The 18,592-nt window shown below is 71.0% G+C and carries 13 protein-coding genes; 6 read left to right on the top strand and 7 right to left on the bottom strand.

Features of this window, described 5'->3' with window-relative positions:
- Positions 1-155: 155 nt before the first annotated feature.
- From ilvA to AB0I04_RS06850, 3 genes are read right to left on the bottom strand one after another with little or no spacing between them, the layout of a single operon-like run.
- Positions 156-1,367, bottom strand: a complete 1,212-nt coding sequence (ilvA, locus tag AB0I04_RS06860) for a threonine ammonia-lyase (RefSeq protein WP_360880279.1) — start codon at positions 1,365-1,367, stop codon at positions 156-158.
- Positions 1,368-1,416: 49 nt separating this feature from the next.
- Positions 1,417-2,340: an ROK family protein gene (locus tag AB0I04_RS06855; RefSeq protein ID WP_360880276.1), complete on the bottom strand. Its 924-nt coding sequence runs from the start codon at positions 2,338-2,340 to the stop codon at positions 1,417-1,419.
- The gene (locus AB0I04_RS06850) at positions 2,337-3,530 is read right to left on the bottom strand and encodes an FIST N-terminal domain-containing protein (RefSeq protein ID WP_360880273.1); all 1,194 of its coding nucleotides are present in this window, start codon (positions 3,528-3,530) and stop codon (positions 2,337-2,339) included. Before AB0I04_RS06850 ends, AB0I04_RS06855 begins: the two co-directional genes overlap by 4 nt.
- Positions 3,531-4,138: 608 nt before the next feature.
- On the opposite strand from AB0I04_RS06850, the gene AB0I04_RS06845 reads away from it, so the two are divergent.
- On the top strand, positions 4,139-5,521 hold the full coding sequence (locus tag AB0I04_RS06845; protein WP_360880270.1) for a sigma 54-interacting transcriptional regulator: 1,383 nt from the start codon (positions 4,139-4,141) through the stop codon (positions 5,519-5,521).
- Between the two features lie 177 nt (positions 5,522-5,698).
- Positions 5,699-7,663 carry a VWA domain-containing protein gene (locus AB0I04_RS06840; RefSeq protein WP_360880267.1) on the top strand — a complete coding sequence of 655 codons (1,965 nt, stop codon included), beginning with the start codon at positions 5,699-5,701 and terminating at the stop codon, positions 7,661-7,663.
- A 146-nt stretch (positions 7,664-7,809) separates the two neighbouring features.
- Here the strand turns inward: AB0I04_RS06840 and AB0I04_RS06835 are convergent, their stop codons facing one another.
- A complete protein-coding gene (locus AB0I04_RS06835) occupies positions 7,810-9,210 on the bottom strand; it encodes a PLP-dependent aminotransferase family protein (RefSeq protein WP_360880264.1) in 1,401 nt (466 codons plus the stop codon).
- 47 nt (positions 9,211-9,257) lie between these two features.
- On the opposite strand from AB0I04_RS06835, the gene AB0I04_RS06830 reads away from it, so the two are divergent.
- Both AB0I04_RS06830 and AB0I04_RS06825 read left to right on the top strand, forming a co-directional pair.
- Positions 9,258-10,448, top strand: a complete 1,191-nt coding sequence (locus tag AB0I04_RS06830; protein ID WP_360880261.1) for an MFS transporter — start codon at positions 9,258-9,260, stop codon at positions 10,446-10,448.
- Positions 10,449-10,571: 123 nt separating this feature from the next.
- The gene (locus AB0I04_RS06825) at positions 10,572-11,171 is read left to right on the top strand and encodes a hypothetical protein (RefSeq protein WP_360880258.1); all 600 of its coding nucleotides are present in this window, start codon (positions 10,572-10,574) and stop codon (positions 11,169-11,171) included.
- A 7-nt stretch (positions 11,172-11,178) separates the two neighbouring features.
- Here the strand turns inward: AB0I04_RS06825 and AB0I04_RS06820 are convergent, their stop codons facing one another.
- Complete coding sequence (locus AB0I04_RS06820) at positions 11,179-12,336, bottom strand: cystathionine gamma-synthase (RefSeq protein ID WP_360880255.1); 1,158 nt, start codon at positions 12,334-12,336, stop codon at positions 11,179-11,181.
- A 178-nt stretch (positions 12,337-12,514) separates the two neighbouring features.
- Between AB0I04_RS06820 and AB0I04_RS06815 the strand changes: the two genes are divergently transcribed.
- A complete protein-coding gene (locus tag AB0I04_RS06815; protein WP_360880251.1) occupies positions 12,515-14,674 on the top strand; it encodes an MMPL family transporter in 2,160 nt (719 codons plus the stop codon).
- 172 nt (positions 14,675-14,846) lie between these two features.
- Here the strand turns inward: AB0I04_RS06815 and AB0I04_RS06810 are convergent, their stop codons facing one another.
- Both AB0I04_RS06810 and AB0I04_RS06805 read right to left on the bottom strand, forming a co-directional pair.
- Positions 14,847-15,896 carry a MerR family transcriptional regulator gene (locus tag AB0I04_RS06810; RefSeq protein ID WP_360880247.1) on the bottom strand — a complete coding sequence of 350 codons (1,050 nt, stop codon included), beginning with the start codon at positions 15,894-15,896 and terminating at the stop codon, positions 14,847-14,849.
- A 36-nt stretch (positions 15,897-15,932) separates the two neighbouring features.
- The gene (locus tag AB0I04_RS06805; protein ID WP_360880244.1) at positions 15,933-16,733 is read right to left on the bottom strand and encodes an alpha/beta hydrolase; all 801 of its coding nucleotides are present in this window, start codon (positions 16,731-16,733) and stop codon (positions 15,933-15,935) included.
- Between the two features lie 382 nt (positions 16,734-17,115).
- On the opposite strand from AB0I04_RS06805, the gene AB0I04_RS06800 reads away from it, so the two are divergent.
- A complete protein-coding gene (locus AB0I04_RS06800; protein ID WP_360880241.1) occupies positions 17,116-18,474 on the top strand; it encodes a DUF222 domain-containing protein in 1,359 nt (452 codons plus the stop codon).
- Positions 18,475-18,592: the final 118 nt, after the last annotated feature.

Below are 18,592 nucleotides of genomic sequence, written 5' to 3'. Positions count from 1 at the left end.
GCAGAGAACGGAAGTGGGATCTCCGCCGGTGATATCAGGTGGATACGACACTCCGGCGCAGGCGATCGCGCCCCGACCGTACGCGGCGCCCTGATCAGGCACAACCGATTAACCACCCGGTGAAACCCGAAGCCGGACAAAGGGGCTGGCGCGGGTCAGGTGAAGCTGAGCGTGTACCCCTCGGCGCGCAGGCGGCCGAGCACCTCGTCGCAGTGGTCCGGGCCGCGCGTCTCCAGATGCAGCAGCACCTCGGCCTCGTCGACGTTCAACCGGGCGGCGGTCCGCTGGTGGACGACGTCGAGGACGTTGACCTCCAGCTCGGCCAGCTCACCGAGCAGCGTCACGAGTGCGCCCGGACGGTCGCGGAGCCGTACGCGGAACATCAGGTAGCGGCCGGCCACGGCCAGGCCGTGCCGGAGCACCTTCGACAGCAGCAGCGGGTCGATGTTCCCGCCGGACAGGACGGTCACCACGGGCGGCTCGAACATGTGCGGCCGGTCCAGGAGGGCGGCGACGCCGACCGCGCCGGCGGGCTCGACGACCTGCTTGGAGCGTTCTAGGCAGTTCAGCAGGGCCTGGGACAGCGTCTCCTCGGAAATGGTGACGACGGAGTCGACGAGCTTGGAGACCAGCTCGAACGTCAGGTCGCCCGGCCGGCCGACCGCGATGCCGTCGGCCATGGTCCCGGCCGGCTCCACCGCCACGGGACGGCCCGCGGCCAGCGAGGGCGGGAACGCCGCCGCCTGCTCCGCCTGCGCGCCGATCACCCGGACGTCGGGCCGGAGCTCCTTGACGGCCGCCGCGATCCCCGCGATCAGGCCGCCGCCTCCGACCGGCACGACGATGGTGCGGACCTCCGGGCACTGCTCGAGGATCTCCAGGCCGACCGTGCCCTGCCCCGCCACCACGTCGGCGTGATCGAACGGGTGGATGAACACGGCGCCGTTGTCGCGTGCGTAGGCCTTCGCGGCGTCCAGGCAGGCGTCCACGCCCGGCCCACCGAAGATCACCTCCGCGCCGTACGCCCGGGTCGCGGCGACCTTGGGCAGCGGCGCGCCCTCGGGCATGAAGACGACGCTGCGGGCGCCGAGCAGGGTGGCGGCCAGCGCCACGCCCTGCGCGTGGTTGCCCGCGCTGGCCGCGACCACGCCGCGCGCCCGCTCCTCGTCGGTGAGGCGGGAGATGCGGACGTACGCCCCGCGGGACTTGAACGATCCCGAGCGCTGGAGGTTCTCGCATTTGAGCAGGACGGGGCCGCCGACCTTCGCCGACAGCGACCGGGACTCCAGGATCGGCGTGGTCACTGTGACCTCGCGCAGCAGCTCGCGAGCCGCGCGAACGTCATCCGCGCTGACGGTACCGCTCATGCGAAGAGTCTCCCACGGCCATCGCGGACCCCTGCCCGCACGTGCGCGGTCAGTCCGCGGTCCAGTAGCGGTCGGCGGCGAGAATGAACGCCGCGGCGCCGACGAGGCCCGCCGTCTGCCCCAGCGCCGCGGGCACGACCCGCACCTGCCGGGCGAACTCCATCCGGGCGTGCGCCCGCAGCGTCTCCTCGAGCGGCCGGAACAGCAGCGGCCCCGCCTGGGACAGGCCCCCGCCGATCGCCACGACCTCCAGGTCGCACAGGTGCGTCGCGGAGGCGATCGCCACGCCGAGCGCCCACCCGGCGCGGTTCATCGCCCGGACGGCGATGGGGTGGCCTCGGGCGGCGTCGTCGGCGAGCTCCTTACCGCTCTCGCCCGGCCAGCCCTGCTCCCGCGCCCAGGCGGCCAGCCCGGGACCCCGGGCGATGGCCTCCAGGCAACCGCGCCCGCCGCACTCACAGGCCGGCCCCTCGTGATCGACGATCACGTGGCCGATGTGCCCGGCGTTTCCGCTGACACCGTCGACCAGGCGGCCGCCGAGGATCAGCCCGCCACCCACACCGGTCGAGACGACCATGCCGAGCATGCCGTCACGTCCACGGCCGGCGCCGCGCCAGTGCTCTCCCACCGCCACCGCCACCGCGTCGTTGTGGAGGCGCACCGGCAGGCCCGGGAATCGCTCCAGAAGCCGCTCGCGCAGCGGGAACCCCCGCCACGCGGGGATGTTGAGCGGGGACACCTTTCCGCTCGGCCAGCTCATCGGCCCGCCGCACCCCACCCCGACGCCGGCGAGCCGCTCGACCGGGAACTTGTCGATCAGGGTCAGCACCGTCCGCCAGAGGCCGTCGGCGTCGGCGTGCGGCGGCTGCGGGGTCGCGATCCGCTCATAGGCGGCGATCCGCCCGCCCGGCTCGACCAGGGCGGCGGCCATCTTCGTGCCGCCGACATCGATGGCGAGAACGGAGCCGGTCACGCGGGGTCCTCCTTGCTGCCGGGCCCGAAGGCCAGGATCGACGCGGTGAAGCTGTGCACGTGGTTGCGCCCCGCGACCGGGCCGATCTCGCCGGCGGCGAAGAACCCGCCGATACCCGGCCCTCCCAGCACGTCACGCAGCGCTCGTACGTCGTGATTCGAGGTCGGGAACATCCTGCGGCCCCGCCCGGTGCAGGCGAACAGCAGCGCACCCTCGATGGGGGCCAGGTCGAGGTCGCCCAGGAGATGGGTGAGGTCCTCGTCCGCCGCACCGGCGTCGCGCACATGGAAGCGGACCGTACGGCCGATCTCGATGACGTCGCCGGTGGCGAGCGCGCCGACCTCCGGGTCCGCGCCGATCACCCCGCGGACGAGGAAGTCGCCGCGTTCGTGCTCGTCGGCGTACTCGTCCATGGCCACGCCGATCAGCAGCCCGGCCTCGATCAGCTCCCGGTCGTCGTCCGGCAGGTCGGTGACGATCTCCTCCAGCTTGGCCAGCGCCGACATGCCGGCCAGTTCGTACAGGATGTTCTCCTCGGCCTTGGTGACCACCATGGTCGGGCCGACGGGCCGGGCGCCCTGGCTCACCACTGTCGAGGTCATCACGGACCCGCCGAGCAGCACTCCGACGGCCCCAGAGTCGACGATCTCCCCGTCCGCGAAGAGCCGCGTGGTCCCCCGGCCCCCCTGCCCGGTCGCCAGACCGCCGATGAGCGGCAGTCCGGGCAGCACCTCGCCGGACCGCTCGACGAACGCGTCCACGGGGAAGCTGTACGGGTCGGCCAGCAGCACGGCCACCACGTCGTCGTCCCGGGTCTGTGGCATGCCGACGACCGCCAGGCGCGGCAGCGACTCCGTCTCCGCGGCGGGGAACTTCAGCGTCTCCAGCCGGAACGGCTCGACGCGGGCCTCCGGAAGCCGGGCCGCCCAGGCGCTGACCGCGCTCGCCCCTTCGACCCCCTGGCTCCCACCGATCACTCCGGGGGCGCCGCAGCCGATGACGTTGGGAGTGCCCGCGATCTCCATCGCCCGCCGCGCCGCGGGCTCGACGGCGTCCGGATCCGGCGCGGACACGAAGACGAAGACCAGGTCCGGAAGACCGTCCAGCGGCGCGACCGCCTGGGTCACCGCGGACTCCGCGGCCTCGACCAGATCCGGCCCGACCGCCAGCCCGTCACCGAAGCGTGCCATCGGCCCCCTCCCCTCCCCGCGACTGCGGATGATTACGGTCTACCACAGGCATCAGACGACGCCACGCGACCAGGATCGGCCGGTAATGATGGCAGCGCCGGCGCCATTCGGTCACCCGGCAGCGTCCCTCTCCCTCGGACGACGCGCCCCGTGGTCGGATGCGGCGGCGAAGATCCCGGCATAGGGTCGAACCCAAGCGACTCTTGAACGGAGCGAGCCCGACACAGTGAGCGGAGCGGGCGGCCGAGGAACGAGGCCACCCGCGAAGCGAACGAGGAGGGTCGAGCGACCATTGAACACAGCGAGCCCGACGCAGCGAGTGGAGCGGGCGGCCGGCAGCGTCTCTTGGCGCGCGTCCGACACGACGACGCCGCCCGCGAAGCGAGCCGGGACGGTGAGCGATCCTTGAACCACGCGCGAGCCCGACGCGGCGAGTGGAGTGGGCGGCCGAGGAACGATGCCGCCCGCGAAGCGAGCGAAGAGGGCCGAGCGACCATTGAACACAGCGAGCCAGACGTGGCGAGCGGAGTGGCCGGCCGGGGAGGTTCGACCGCGTGCCGCGGCACGCGGCGCGCCGGCCGTCCAGCGAGTGAGGAGCGGTGCCGACAGTGAATACGCGACCAACGACACTCCGCGAGCTTCGGGCCGGTGGCCACGTCCACCGGTCCGTCAAGGCCGAGATCCAGCAGAACCTCGTCGCCCGCCTGCGCTCGGGCGAGCCGCGGTTCCCGGGCATCGTCGGGTTCGACGACACGGTCCTGCCGCACCTTGAGCGTGCTCTGCTCGCGGGACACGACCTGGTCCTCCTCGGCGAGCGCGGGCAGGGCAAGTCTCGGCTGATCCGTACGCTCGGCGGGTTGCTTGACGAGTGGACGCCGGTGGTCGACGGTTGCGAGATCAACGACCATCCGTACGCACCGGTGTGCGTGCGCTGCCGCCGGTTGCTCGCCGAGTTGGGCGATGATCTGCCGGTCGCCTGGAAGCATCGGGACGAACGGTACGGAGAGAAGCTCGCCACCCCGGACACGAGCGTCGGCGACCTGATCGGCGACATCGACCCGATCAAGGTGGCGGAGGGCCGCACCCTCGGGGACCCGGAGACCGTGCACTACGGGCTGGTGCCTCGGACGAACCGCGGGATCTTCTGCGTCAACGAGCTGCCCGACCTCGCCGAGCGCATCCAGGTCTCGCTGCTGAACGTCCTGGAGGAGCGGGACGTGCAGATCCGCGGCTACAACCTGCGGCTGCCGCTGGACGTCCTGCTGGTGGCCAGCGCCAACCCGGAGGACTACACCAACCGGGGCCGGATCATCACCCCGCTGAAGGACCGCTTCGGGGCGGAGATCCGGACGCACTACCCCCTGGACGTGGACGACGAACTGGTGCTGATCGGCCAGGAGGCCGAGGTCTCCGCGGCGGTGCCCGTCCATTTGATGGAGGTCATCGCGCGGTTCACCCGGCTGGTCCGGGAGTCCCCGGCGGTCGACACCCGGTCCGGTGTGTCCGCGCGGTTCGCGATCGCCGCGACCGAGACGGTGGCGGCGTCCGCGATGCGCCGGTCGGCGATCGCGGGCGAGGAGCAGCCGGTGGCCCGCGTGTGCGACCTGCCGTCGATCGTGCCGACCCTGCTCGGCAAGGTGGAGTTCGAGGTCAGCGAGGAGGGCCGCGAGGACGAGGTGCTCGCGCACCTGCTGCGCCGGGCGACGGCGGAGACCTGGCGGCGCGCGCTCGGCCCGGTCGACCTCAGCGGTCTGCTGGACCGGTTCGACCGGGGAGCGACGGTCGACTCCGGCGAGCTGGTGCCCGCCGCCGAGCTGCTGCACCGGATCGGCCCGGTGTCCGGCCTGGCGCGGATCATGCACAGCCTCGGAATGGAGGGCGAGTCGCCCGGGCACGCGGCGGCGGCGCTGGAGTTCGCGCTGGAAGGGCTCTATCTGATGCGCCGGCTGTCCAAGGACACCGCCGACGGAGCCTCGACGTACCGGATATGACCCTAGGGCGTGTCCGGTGGATCTCCGTCCGGCTGCGCGGCGTCCAGAGCGCGCCTCGCCGCGTTGTCGTCGGTCGGCAGCCAACACCGGGCTGCCTCCCTCCTCCGCCTTGCGAGGCGCGCTCTGGACACCGCTCGCTACGAACAAGATCCACCGGACACGCCCTAGGAGGTCACCATGGCCGGATATCGCTATGGCTCGTACCACGAGGGGCCGGACCCGCTCGCGCCCCCGTACGACGTGCGCGCCGCCCTCGACGCCATGGGCGACTCGATGCTGGAGGGTACGAGCCCCGCTGACGCGCTGCGCGACCTGCTCCGCCGGGGTCTGCCCGGCGAACAGCGGCGGCGCGGCCTGGACGACCTGCTGCGGCAGGTCCGGGCCCGTCGGCAGGAGCTGCGCGGACGCGGCCGGCTGGACGGCACGCTCGAGGAGGCGCGGTCCCTGCTCGACCGGGCGATCGGCCAGGAGCGCGCGGAGTTGTTCCCCGACCCGAGCGACGAGGCGCGGCTGCGGGAGGCCGAGCTGGACGCCCTCCCGGCCGACACCGCGCAGGCGGTCCGCCGCCTCGCGTCGTACGAATGGCGGTCGCCGGACGCCCGGCGGACGTTCGAGGAGCTGAAAGACCTGCTGCGGCGCGACGTGCTGGACGCGCAGTTCCGCGGCATGAAGCAGGCCCTGAGCGACCCGGACCCGGCGGCGATGCAGCGGGTCAAGGACATGATGGCCGCGCTCAATGGCATGCTCGAGAAGGACGCCCGGGGTGAGCACACCCAGGAGGACTTCGACGCCTTCATGCGGGAGTACGGCGACTTCTTCCCGGATGATCCGCAGAATCTCGAGCAGCTCGTCGACTCGTTGGCGCGGCGCGCCGCGGCCACCGAACGGCTGCTCGCCTCGCTCACCCCCGAGCAGCGCGCGGAGCTCGCCGCGCTCATGGCGCAGACGCTCGAGGACGCCGGGCTGGCCATGGAGATGGAACGCCTGTCCTCGTCGCTGCGGCAGCGCCGGCCCGACCTCGACTGGTCCGGGTCCGAGCGCATGACCGGCGACGACCCGATGTCCATGGGCGACGCGACGACCGCGCTGCAGGAGCTCGCGGACCTGGCCGAGCTGGAAGGCGCGCTGCGGCAGGACTACCCCGGCGCGCGGATGGACGACATCGACGAGGAGGCGGTGCGCCGCGCCCTGGGACGGCAGGCGGTCGACGACCTCGCCGAGCTGCGCCGCATCGAGGCCGAGCTCGAGCGCCAGGGCTACCTCAAGCGCCGGGGCGGTGCCCTCGACCTGACGCCGAAGGCGGTCCGCCGTCTCGGGGAGACCGCGCTGCGGCGGGTGTTCGCTCAGTTGGACACCGCCCGGCGCGGCGACCATGACCAGTCCGACGCGGGACAGGCCGGCGAGCTGACCGGGGGGAGCCGTCCCTGGCAGCACGGCGACGAGCAGCCGATCGACGTCGTACGCACCGTGTCGAACGCGCTGCGGCGCGGCGAGCGCCGGTCCGGCGGTGTGGGTGTGCGCCTGACCGTGGACGACTTCGAGGTCCTCGAGACCGAGCGCCGTACGGCGGCGGCGGTGTGCCTGCTGGTGGACCTGTCGTACTCCATGGCGCTGCGCGGCACCTGGGGATCGGCGAAGCAGACCGCGCTCGCCCTGCACACGCTGGTGTCCAGCAAGTACCCGCAGGACGCGATCCAGGTCATCGGGTTCTCCAACTACGCGCGGGTGCTGCCGCCCACCGAGCTGGCCGGCCTGGACTGGGACATGGTGCAGGGCACCAACCTGCACCACGCCCTGCTCATCGCAGGACGTCACCTGGAGAAACACCCGGAGCACGAGCCGATCGTGCTGATCATCACGGACGGCGAGCCGACCGCGCACCTGCTGCGGGACGGCCGCTCGTCGTTCGACTGGCCGCCGTCGCGGGAGACGCTGGAGCTCACGCTCGCCGAGGTGGACAAGATGACCCGGCGGCGCGCGACGCTGAACATCTTCATGCTCGCCGACGACGAACGCCTCGTGTCCTTCGTCCAGGAGGTGGCGCGGCGTAACGGCGGCCGGGTCTTCGCTCCCACGCCCGACCGGCTTGGCGAGTACGTCGTCCGTGACTATCTTCGCGTCCGCCGCGGCCGGAGCGGCTGAGCCTCCGCGCGGCGGGTACGGGACCGGTCCGGCCGCGCGGGCGAGGCGCCGTTCCCGGCCGGAGTGACGGGGCCGCGTGGCCCGGAGTAACGCGGTCGCGCGGCTGGGCGTGCTCTTGAATGGAGTGACTCGGTCACGGTGTCGGTTCAGGTCAGCAGGTCGGCGACCGCTGGGACGCCCGCCCTGATCGCGCGCTCGCCGACGTCGCCGAAGCCGAGGATCAGCTGCACCGGCGTGCCCTCGTGCCCGGAACGGCATGGGCTCATGCCGTACAGACCGACCGAGCGTTCCCGGGCGGCGGCGATCACGGCGTGTTCGTCGAGCGATCCGTCAAGGTGCGCCACCGCGTGGAAACCGGCGGCGAGACCGGTCACCCGGACGCTCGGAGCGTGCTCGGCGAGCGCCTCCACCAGTGCCGTCCGGCGCGCCGCGTAGACGCCGCGCATCCGGCGCAGATGCCGGTCGAATCGGCCCGACTCGATCATCCTTGCGAGAGCGTGCTGGTCGAGCGCTGGAGAACCCCGGTCGTCCAGGCTCTTGTCCTCGGCCATCTGCCGGGCGAGGGCGGGTGGGCAGAGGGTCCAGCCGATCCGCAGCGCCGGCGCCAGCGATTTGCTGACGGTACCGATGGCGATCACCCGGTCGGCGGCGAGTCCCTGCAGTGCGCCGACCGGCTCTCGGTCGTAGCGGAACTCTGCGTCATAGTCGTCCTCGATGACGACCGCGTCGCGACGCGCCGCCCACTCGATCAGGGCCAACCGCCTCTCGGGTGCCAGGACGACCCCGGTGGGCCACTGGTGCGCGGGCGTGACGACGACGGCGCGGGCGTCCGTCGCGGCGAGCGCCGCGACGTCGATCCCGTGCTCGTCGACCGGCACGGGTATCGCCGACAGGCCGGCCCTGACCGCGGCCGAGGTCACCGTCCCCGGCGAGCCCGGGTCCTCGTACGCCACGGTGCGGACGCCCGTACGGGCCAACGCCCGCAGGGCGACGTTGAGTCCCTGCGCGTAGCCCGAACAGATCACGATGCTCTCCGGATCCGCCGACGCGGCCCGCACCCGCCGGACGTAACCCGCCAGGACGTCACGGAGTACCGCGCTGCCGCGGGGGTCGCCGTAGTCGAGCGCGGACCTCGGCAGCGTCCGTACGGCTTCCCGCATCGCCCATGACCAGTCGGCACGCGGAAAGCCGCCCAGGTCGGGCACGCCCCACCGGAAGTCCGCGAGCAGGCGCGGACGCCGATCCGGTGGCGGGGCCGGCACCGGTGCGACGCACGCGCCCGCCGCGACCCGGGTGGCGGAACCGGCGCGCGCCACCAGATAGCCCTCGGCCTGGAGCTGGGTGTAGCACTCCTGCACGAGTCCCCGGGAGAGTCCGAGGTCGCGGGCGAGCGCTCGGGACGACGGCAGCCGTTCGCCGACCCGCAGCCGTCCGGATCGGATCGCGTCGCGGATCTGGCGTTCCAGCTGGCAGCGCATGGGCTCTCGGCCGTCCCTGTCGATGGCGAGCAGCAGATCGGGCGACAAACTGGACCACTCAAGCGGCATGAAAGTGGAACTTACCGGCGATCCGCCTGCCTCATACCGTCAGGCTCATGACGACGCCGATGATCCCCCGGACCGCGCCCGCCGCGGCGAGACCGCCCCTCCTGAGCAGGCCGCTGGCCCTGCGTTTCGTCACCGTGATCGGCGCCTCGGCGAACTTCTTCCTGCTGCTGTCGGTCGTTCCGCTCTACGCGACCGCATCCTCCGGAGCGGGCGGGGGCGCCGCCGGGCTGGCGACGAGCGCGCTCATGCTGGCCACCGTCATCGGCGAGCTGGCGGCCCCACGGCTCGTCGCCCGATACGGTCACCGCGGCGTGCTGGCGGGCGGGCTGGCCCTTCTCGGCGCGCCCGCGCTCGTCCTGACCGCCTCGGGGAACCTGGCGTGGATCGTCGCGATCTGCCTCGTACGCGGCCTGGGATTCGCGCTCACGATCGTCGCGGGGGCCGCGCTGACCGTGTCGTTGATCCCCGCGGAGCGGAGGGGCGAGGGTCTCGCTCTCGCCGGCATCGTGTCCGGCGTCCCGTCGCTCGTCGCCCTGCCCCTGGGGGTGTGGCTCGCCCGGCACGTCGGATACGCCCCGGTCTGCGGCGCCGCCGCCGTCGTGGCACTGGCCCCGCTCGTCGTCGTTCCGGGCCTGCCCAAGCGCGAACCCCGGTCCGAACGCCCCATCGGGGTCGTCGCCGGCCTCCGTTCGACCGCCCTCGTCCGGCCCACGCTCGTCTTCGCGGCCACCGCGCTCGGCGCGGGGATCATCGTGACGTTCCTGCCGCTCGCCGTTCCGCCGCGGCTCACGGGCCTGGTCGCCGTCGCGTTGTTCGTCCAGCCTGCGGCGTCCACGGTGGCGCGCTGGTTCGCGGGCCGGTACGGCGACCGGCACGGAACCGCGCGACTTGTCATCCCCGGCCTGGTGGCGTCGGCCGCCGGAATGCTCGTCACGGCGGAGACTCGAAACCCTGTCACCGTCGTCGCGGGCGTGGCACTGTTCGGCATCGGCTTCGGGATCACGCAGAACGCCACCCTGACGATGATGTACGCGCGTGTGACGTCTTCCGGCTACGGTGTCGTCGGCGCGCTGTGGAACTTCGCATACGACGCGGGCATGGGCGTCGGCGCCGCGGGGTTCGGGGTGCTCGCCGGGCGGACCGGGTACGCCTGGGCGTTCGTCCTCACCGGCGCTCTGATGGCCGTCGCGCTCGTCCCGGCCTGGCGCGACCGGCGCGCCGTCGGAGCCGTCCGGTGAGATGTGGTGGCGTTGTCGGGGGGGTGTCCGGGCCGCTCTCTGCGGCTCCAGGGGCTGGGATCCCGGCGGAGATAGAGTGAGTCTTACTGGGAGTATCGGCTTGTTCGGGCTAGGGTCGGCACCATGTCGAGCGCTGATCGCTTGCTACTGACGCTGCACATCGGCTTCGCGATCTTCACTCTGGGGCCGCTGACCGCGGCGACCATGGCGACGCCCCGCTACATCCGCCGGGGTGAGCCGGGCATCGTGCGCTACCTCCACCGTGTCACCCGCATCTACGGCCTGCTCACGCTGGGCATCTTCCTGTTCGGCGGGCTCCTGGCGCACGGGCAGTTCAGCAAGGTGTGGCTGTCCGCGTCGATGACGCTGTTCATCGTCGCGCTGGCGCTGTTGGTGATCGTCGAACGCGATCAGCGCAAGGCCGTTCACAAACTCGAACTCGCCGACGCCGAGCGGCGGCCGGCCCCGACGCCCGCCGAGGCCGCTCCGGCGACCCCGGCGGAGGCTACTCCGGCCGAGGCCGCGGAGACCGTCACCGCGCCCGGTGACGGCCCGGCGACGGAAGCCGAGACGGGCCCGGGCGCCGGAACGCCAGGGCCCGTGCCCGCACGTGCTCCGCTCGGCGAGATCGCCAAAGTGGAGACCGGCCGGATCGCCACCATCTCCGGCGTCGTCGCCCTGATCTGGATCGTGGTCCTCGTCCTGATGGTCTGGAACGCCTAGGCGTGTCCTAGACCTCGAGCGCCTGCTCCAGATCGGCGAGCAGGTCGTCCACGTCCTCGATGCCGACCGACAGGCGTACGAGGTCGCCCGGCACCTCCAGCGGTGACCCGGCGGCCGAGGCGTGGGTCATCCGGCCCGGGTGCTCGATCAGCGACTCGACGCCGCCGAGGGACTCGCCGAGGGTGAAGATCTTGGCGCGCTCGCAGACCCGTACGGCCGCCTCCTCGCCGTCGGCGTGCCGGAACGACACCATGCCACCGAACGCTCGCATCTGCTTGGCCGCCACCTCATGGCCCGCGTCCTCGGGCAGGCCCGGGTAGTGCACGGCGCTGACCCGGGGGTGCCGGCTGAGGAACTCGGCGATGCGCATCGCGTTGGCGCAGTGCCGGTCCATGCGGACGCCCAGCGTCTTCACGCCGCGCAGGGTGAGCCATGCGTCGAACGGCCCGGCGACCGCCCCCATGGCGTTCTGGTGGAAGGCCAGCTCCTGGGCGAGCTCGACGTCGGCCGCGACCAGCGCGCCGCCGACCACGTCGGAGTGGCCGCCGATGTACTTGGTCGTGGAGTGGACGACGACGTCGGCGCCCAGGGCGAGCGGCCGCTGGAGGTAGGGCGAGGCGAAGGTGTTGTCCACGATGAGGCGGGCGCCCGTCTCCCGCGCCACGTGTGCCAGGGCGGCGATGTCGGCCACGCCCAGCAGCGGGTTCGTGGGAGTCTCCACCCAGATGAGCTTCGTCTCCGGGCGGACGGCCGCGCGTACGGCCTGGACGTCCGTCAGCGGCACCGGATCGTACGTAACCCCCCACCGGGTGAGGACCTTCGAGATCAGCCGATAGGTGCCGCCGTAGGCGTCATCGGGGATCAGGACGTGGTCGCCCGGCTTGCAGATGGTGCGGAGCAGGGTGTCCTCGGCGGCCATTCCCGAGGCGAACGCCAGGCCCCGTACGCCGCCCTCGAGCGCGGCAAGGCACTCCTCCAGCGCCGTACGGGTCGGGTTGGCCGACCGGCTGTACTCGTATCCTCCGCGCAGGCCGCCGACGCCGTCCTGCTTGTAGGTGGACACCTGATATATCGGCGGTACGACCGCCCCTGTCGCGGGATCGGCCTCTTGACCTGCGTGAATGGCGAGCGTCTCGAAGCCGGTCTCGTGGTTGAAACCGTCCATGCACGCGAGGTTAGTGCCTCGGGAGGGGCACAAGTGCACCGCATCGTCCCTACCCAGGGATGAACCCTCTCCGCCATAGGGACTAGACCGGAAATCAACTGCCAAGGGGAGGTAAGGGCGGCTTTGGCTGCCTACAGTCGGACGGTACTCAAGAACAATCTACGAAGGGGAGCCACCCGTGTTCGGATGGCTGGGGCGTGGTGTCGTACGGCACCCATGGTGGACGATCGTCGCGTGGCTCGTCGCGGCGGCCGCCCTGGTGGTGTTCGCCCCCAAAATGACCACCAAGTCGGACCAGCAGGCGTTCCTGCCGGGCAAGTACGAGTCGGTCGCGGCGTCGAAGCTGGCGGAGAAGGCCTTCCCGACCGGTGACCAGAAGTTCAGCCGCGAGATGGTCGTCGTCAAGCGGAGCGACGGGGGCCGGCTGACGACCGCCGACCAGCAGAAGATCGGCGAGGTCGTCAAGGCCATCCAGGCCAAGGCGATCCCGAACGTCCAGCAGGTCGTCACCAGCCCGCAGATGCTGTCGCAGAACCACAAGGTTCAGCTCATCGTCGCAGGCCTGCCCAACGGGTTCGACAGCAAGACGCAGACGAAGAACCAGGACGCCGTCAAGCAGATCCGCAGCGTGACCGCCGACCAGCTCAAGGGCAGCGGGCTGACGTACGGCGTGACGGGCAACTTCGCGTCCAGCCTGGACAACCAGAAGTCCCAGCAGCAGACGATGGCGCTGATCGGACTCGCGACGATCGTTCTCATCATCACGCTGATCATGATCATCTTCCGCAGCCCGATCGCGGCGCTGCTACCGATCATCGTGATCGTCCTGGTGTCGCTGGTGGCGAACGCGGTCACCGCCTTCATCGGGAAGGCGTTCGACCTGAGCTTCGACGAGGGCTTCAACACGATCATCCTCGTCGTCCTGTACGGCATCGGCACCGACTACATCCTGTTCCTGCTCTTCCGTTACCGGGAACGCCTGCGGGCCGGCGAGGACAAGAAGACCGCGATGATCACGAGCGTCGAGCGGGTGGGCGAGGCCATCGCCTCCGCCGCGGGCGCCGTCATCGCCGCGTTCATCGTCCTGGTGCTCGCCTCGTTCAAGGCGTTCGGCGCGCTCGGTCCCCAGCTCGCGATCGCCGTCGGCGTCATGTTCATCACGTCGCTGACGCTCGTCCCCGCGGTCGTGTCGCTGATGGGCCGCGTCGTGTTCTGGCCGTCGAAGTCGTGGAAGAAGGAGCCGAAGCCCGGACTGTGGGTGCGCGTCGGCAACGGCGTCGGGCGCCGCCCGGTCGTCGCCGCGATCGCCTCCGGCCTCGTCCTCGCGGCCCTCGCCGCGGGCGCTCTCGCTTTCAAGGCCGACTACGACTTCCAGGCCGCGGCCCCGCAGAACACCGAGTCGGCCAAGGCGCTCAAGGACTTCCGGGCCAGTCTGCCGTCCGGCCTGACCGCTCCCACCGAGGTGTACGTCCAGGGCAACGGCTCGCTCGACAAGAGCGCGGTCCAAAAGTTCGACCAGACGCTGGGGGGTGCCAAGGGCGTCGGCCAGGTGTCGCCTCCGCAGTACAACACAGACCAGTCCGTCGCCAAGATCACCGTCATCCTCAAGCTGAACCCCAACTCGAACGAGGCGATCAGTCTGGTCAAGGGGCCGTTCCGGGACCTCGCCCACCAGAACGCACCGCCGGGAACCAAGGTGCTCGTGGGTGGGACCACGGCCGCGTTCGCGGACATCAACGAGATCAACAACCGTGACCTGTCGGTCATCCTCCCGGTGGCGGTGCTGCTGATCGGCCTGATCCTCGCGCTGCTGCTGCGCGCGCTGGTCGCTCCGGTCTACCTGGTGATCGCGGTGCTGCTCGGCTTCGCGGCCACGCTCGGCGCGACCGTCGGGCTGTTCCAGGGGGTCGAGGGCAAGAGCGGGCTGATGTTCCAGCTCCCGATCATCCTGTACCTCTTCGTCCTCGCGATCGGCACGGACTACAACATCCTGATGATCGCGCGGCTGCGCGAGGAGGCACGCGAGGGGCATGACCCACGGCGCGCCGCCGCGCTCGGCATCCAGCACGCCGGACCGACCGTCGCGGCGGCCGGCGTGATCCTGGCCGGTACGTTCGGGGTGCTGACCCTGTCACCCGACTCGATGTCGGCGGAGATCGGGTTCGGTGTCGCCATCGGCATCCTCCTGTCCGCCTTCGTCATGTCGGCGTTCTTCGTGCCGTCCATCACGGCGCTGATGGGTCACAAGGCCTGGTGGCCCGGGCGTGGTGACGCCGTTCGCCGGCCGGAGGAACCGCCCACGGTGGAGCGGTACGACATGGCCGATCGTCGGGGCTGACCCAGTGGGTTGGCGCCCGTGCGCGACCGTTGACAGCTGGTCGTAGCGATTCATCGCAGTTGGAACGGGGAAGCCCCGGTGACGCAGTCGCGTCGCCGGGGCTTCCCCGTTCCGGCGATTCCAATGGTCAGAGGCCGCGCCGGGTGTCGCGGATCGATTGTCGAGGCGGGGGTCAGGTGCCGTTTGAGGGCGGAATGTCGGCTGGAAGTGGGACCTGGGCCGGAGATGGGACCTCGACCGGAGGTGGGACGTCGGCAGCAGGCGGAGTGCCGGCCGCCCTGAGCGCGGTCAGGAACCACTGAGCGGCCCGCACCGGGTCGGTCTTGGCGGGCCGACCGTTGATGACGGCTAGCAATGTCCAGTAACGAGATACCCGGGCATTCGCGCCGATACGGAGACGCTCGGCGAGCCATGACCGGAAGTCCGCGTCGTCGCGGCGTCGATGAGCGTCGGCGAAGACGGCGACCAGCTCTTCGACGATGGGCCTGGCCTCCGTAGCCATCGGCGAGATGCCGGTCGCGAGCGCCTTGCCCGCGAGCTCGACCGTGGCCTTCTCGGCCCGCGGCCAGCTCGCCGGATCGCCCCTGTCGGCTCCGGAGGCACGATCGGCGGCGTGTCTTTCGAAGGCCTGCCGGACGTCCGCGCGGAATCCTTCGTCACCGACCAAGCGGGCCAGCTCGACCCAGGCCTCGATCTGCTCCGGCGCGGCGGCCTCCGGCAGATCGGGCAGCATCGATCGCAGATGAGCCGCGAAGCCCGGTTCCATGTCGAGCCCTCGGGTCGCCTCCTCGATGAGGTCCGCCACCATCCGGCGACGCCGGTCGACGGACAACCTGGCCAGCCGGTTCGCGCGCGCCATGTCGGCGGCGTCCGCACCACTCGTGACGACGTGACGCAGCACGGCCTGGCGCACGCGCAGCGCCTGTACCTGCACTTCCAAGGCGGCGATCTGCCGATCGGCGACCTCGGCCAGAGTCTCCGCACCGGCGAGCACGCGAGCGACTGTGGCCAGATCGACACCGAGGTCGCGGAGAGTCCGGACGAGTTCCAGCCGTGTCAGCGCCGCCCGGTCATAGATCCGGTAACCGCCGGCGGTCCGGCCGCTGGGCGGAACCAGCCCCGCGTCGGAGTAGTAGCGAACCGTCGGCACTGACAGACCACTGAGCCGGGCCACCTGACCAATGGTGTAGCAGCCGTCCTCGTTCACACCGTCAAGCCTCACGCATTCCCCGCGGATCTACGGCCTCCGAGCGTCGGCTTACGACGTCCGGCGTGTTTCCGGAACCAACCGGTCCAGAACCAGGCGGACGACCTGATCGGCATCCTCCAAGTGCACATCATGGCCGGTGTCGACGTCCACCACGGACAGCAGGGGTGTTACGGCCTCCGCAGCGGACAGTTCCTTGGCGAAGCCCCGCTGATACGCCGGGAACACCGCGGCGACGTTGGATGGCAGCAGCTCGGCCATGCCTCGGCCGGCCGATGCGACCACCACCAGCGGGCAGCGCGCCGCCCGGTAAGTGGCGAAAAGATCAAGGTTGCCCAACTCGGCCACCAGTCGTGCCAGTGTTGGGTCACCGGCCTGCCGCACGGAGCTCTCGAGGAAGTCGCGCATGGTCGCCTCCGCGGCTCGCGCTGCCTCAGCATCGAGCCCGGCGAACGGGCCGATCGGATTGGTGTGGCCGTCGAGATTCACCGCGAGAGGGCACTCCGGATGTCGCGTCGCCCAAAGAGCCGCGACCAGCCCGCCCAACGAATGTCCCACCACGGCCGGCCGGTCCAGCCCGCGGTCCCCGACGACCGCGGCCAGATCCTTCAGCCCGGCTTCCCAGGACCACATTCCCGGTCCGGAACCTCCGTGCCCCCGCAGGTCTGCCGTCACCACCCGCAGTCCGGCCTCTACCAGCGGAGGCACGACCAACCGCCAGTCCTCCATGCTCCGCCCGCCCCCGTGCAACAGCACGACCGCATCGCCGGAGCCGCCGTGATCTCGAACAGCGAGCTCGACGTTCCCTGACATCACCGTGTGTTCCGAAAATGATGCGACTGCTTCGGGCATCACGCCTCCCGGTTCTCGGTACCGACCGATGCGCTTCTCTGTACTGACCAATCCGCAAATCCGGATCAGCGTTCGAGGTCTGCGTCGGCATCTGTAATCGGCGCCGCGTCGGGGATCCTCGGTGCGAGGTCCCTTAGCGGACTCTGTTCCTTAGCGGACTCTGTTCCTTAGCGGACTCTGTTCCTTAGCGGACTCTGTTCCTTAGCGGGTCTGTTCCTCAGCGCCCTCTGCGACCGACTATGAAGGCTCAAGTCGCTTGAGACTCAACCCACGACAGTCGGACCGAGTTCGTCGGTCGCGCCGCTTCGGCACCGGCGCCGGTTATCCACAGGGCGATGCGACGCGCTGTCATCGGTGCCTCTACGGACGGTAGGAAGGTGGGGTGGATACCGGCGAGGCGGGCTCAGGTGAGGTGGCATCGGCGGCTCAGGCTCTGGAATCGATCCAGGCGGGGCTGGCGATGCTGGCCGCCGGTGACATCGACGCCTCCACGGCGGCGGACATAGGCGAGGAGAGCGCGCTGATCGTCCGCGCGATCGGATGTCTGCAGCTCGAGGCGGCACGCAGACTCGGCAGGTTCGACGCGTTGGGCGGTCCGGCGGCCGATGGCTGCCCGTCCCTCACCGGGTGGCTGGGACGGCGATGCCGACTGCGCCCGTGGGAGGCCAAACAGCTCGCCACCCTCGCGGCTCGCCGTTCCCTGCTGGCCGACACGCTCGCCGCCTTCGAGGACGGCGAAATCGAGTTCGGGGACGTTGCGACGATCGCAGAGGGGATCGATCGAGCCGCTGACACGATGACCGACTCCTGGACTCCCGAACGCGTGGCGCAGGCCGCGCAGCCGGCGCTACTTGAGTTCGCCTCCGCGGGGACGCCGGGGCAGTTGCGCAAGGCCGCCACCCGGATCGCGGTGACACTCGACGGCGAGACCGCCGAGCGACGCCGTCGTCAGATCGACCGGCAGTCGTTCCTCAACGTCGGGCAGGGCATCGACGGCATCGGACTCCTCAGCGCGGAAATGGGCGCCGAGGACCTCGCCATCGTAGAGAAGGCGATCGATGCGTTCGCGCCGACGCCGAACGCCGAGCTGCCGCGCTGGCAGAATCTCCCAGGCCATCGGCGCCTGCGCGGACTGGTCACCGCCTGCCAGGTCGCGTTGAAAGCGGCCGGGCGACACGGGTACCGCGAGCGCGGTGGCGCCCCAGTGCGGGTCCACGTGATCGCCAGCACGGCCGCCGTTGATCCCGACGTGCCGGCCGCTCAGGCTCCAGCGGGCCGCACCGAATTCGGCACCGTCCTGACCGCCGCGCAGATCCGGGAGATGATCCAGCGCCACCACGCCGGGATCCATCAGATCTTCATCGGGCCTGACGGCTCGGTCGCCGACCGGTTCACCGCCGGTGGACAGCCACTTAACTGGGGCCGGACCCGTCGGCTCTTCTCCAGCGACCAACGCGACATCTATCTGGCCTTGCACGACACCTGTGCCGCGGAGGGCTGCGATCGGCCACCGGCTTGGGCTGACATCGACCACAAACAGCCCTGGGCGCAAGGCGGCCGCACCGACCTCGACAATGGCCAGCCCCTCTGCCGCTGGCACAACCTCGATAAGCAGAACCACGAGGACCGCGTGGGTCACATCCGCCAGAAGCCGCCGGACCCACCGGACGGCGAACCACCAGACACCGAACCACCAGACACCGAGTCACCGGACGGCGAGCCACCGGACTCGGACGACTAGAGCTTCTCGAGGGTCGGCACCGAGGGCTGCGCAGGCACCGCTCGTTCAGAGTCGGCGTCTCACCGTGTGCAGCTGTTCCCCGTGAGGCAATGGGCCTCCTCACGGGGAACGACTACTC

Origin of the sequence: Actinoallomurus sp. NPDC050550 (assembly GCF_040655075.1) — a bacterium.
GTDB lineage: Bacteria > Actinomycetota > Actinomycetes > Streptosporangiales > Streptosporangiaceae > Actinoallomurus.
This window is presented reverse-complemented; position numbering and strand designations above follow the sequence as displayed.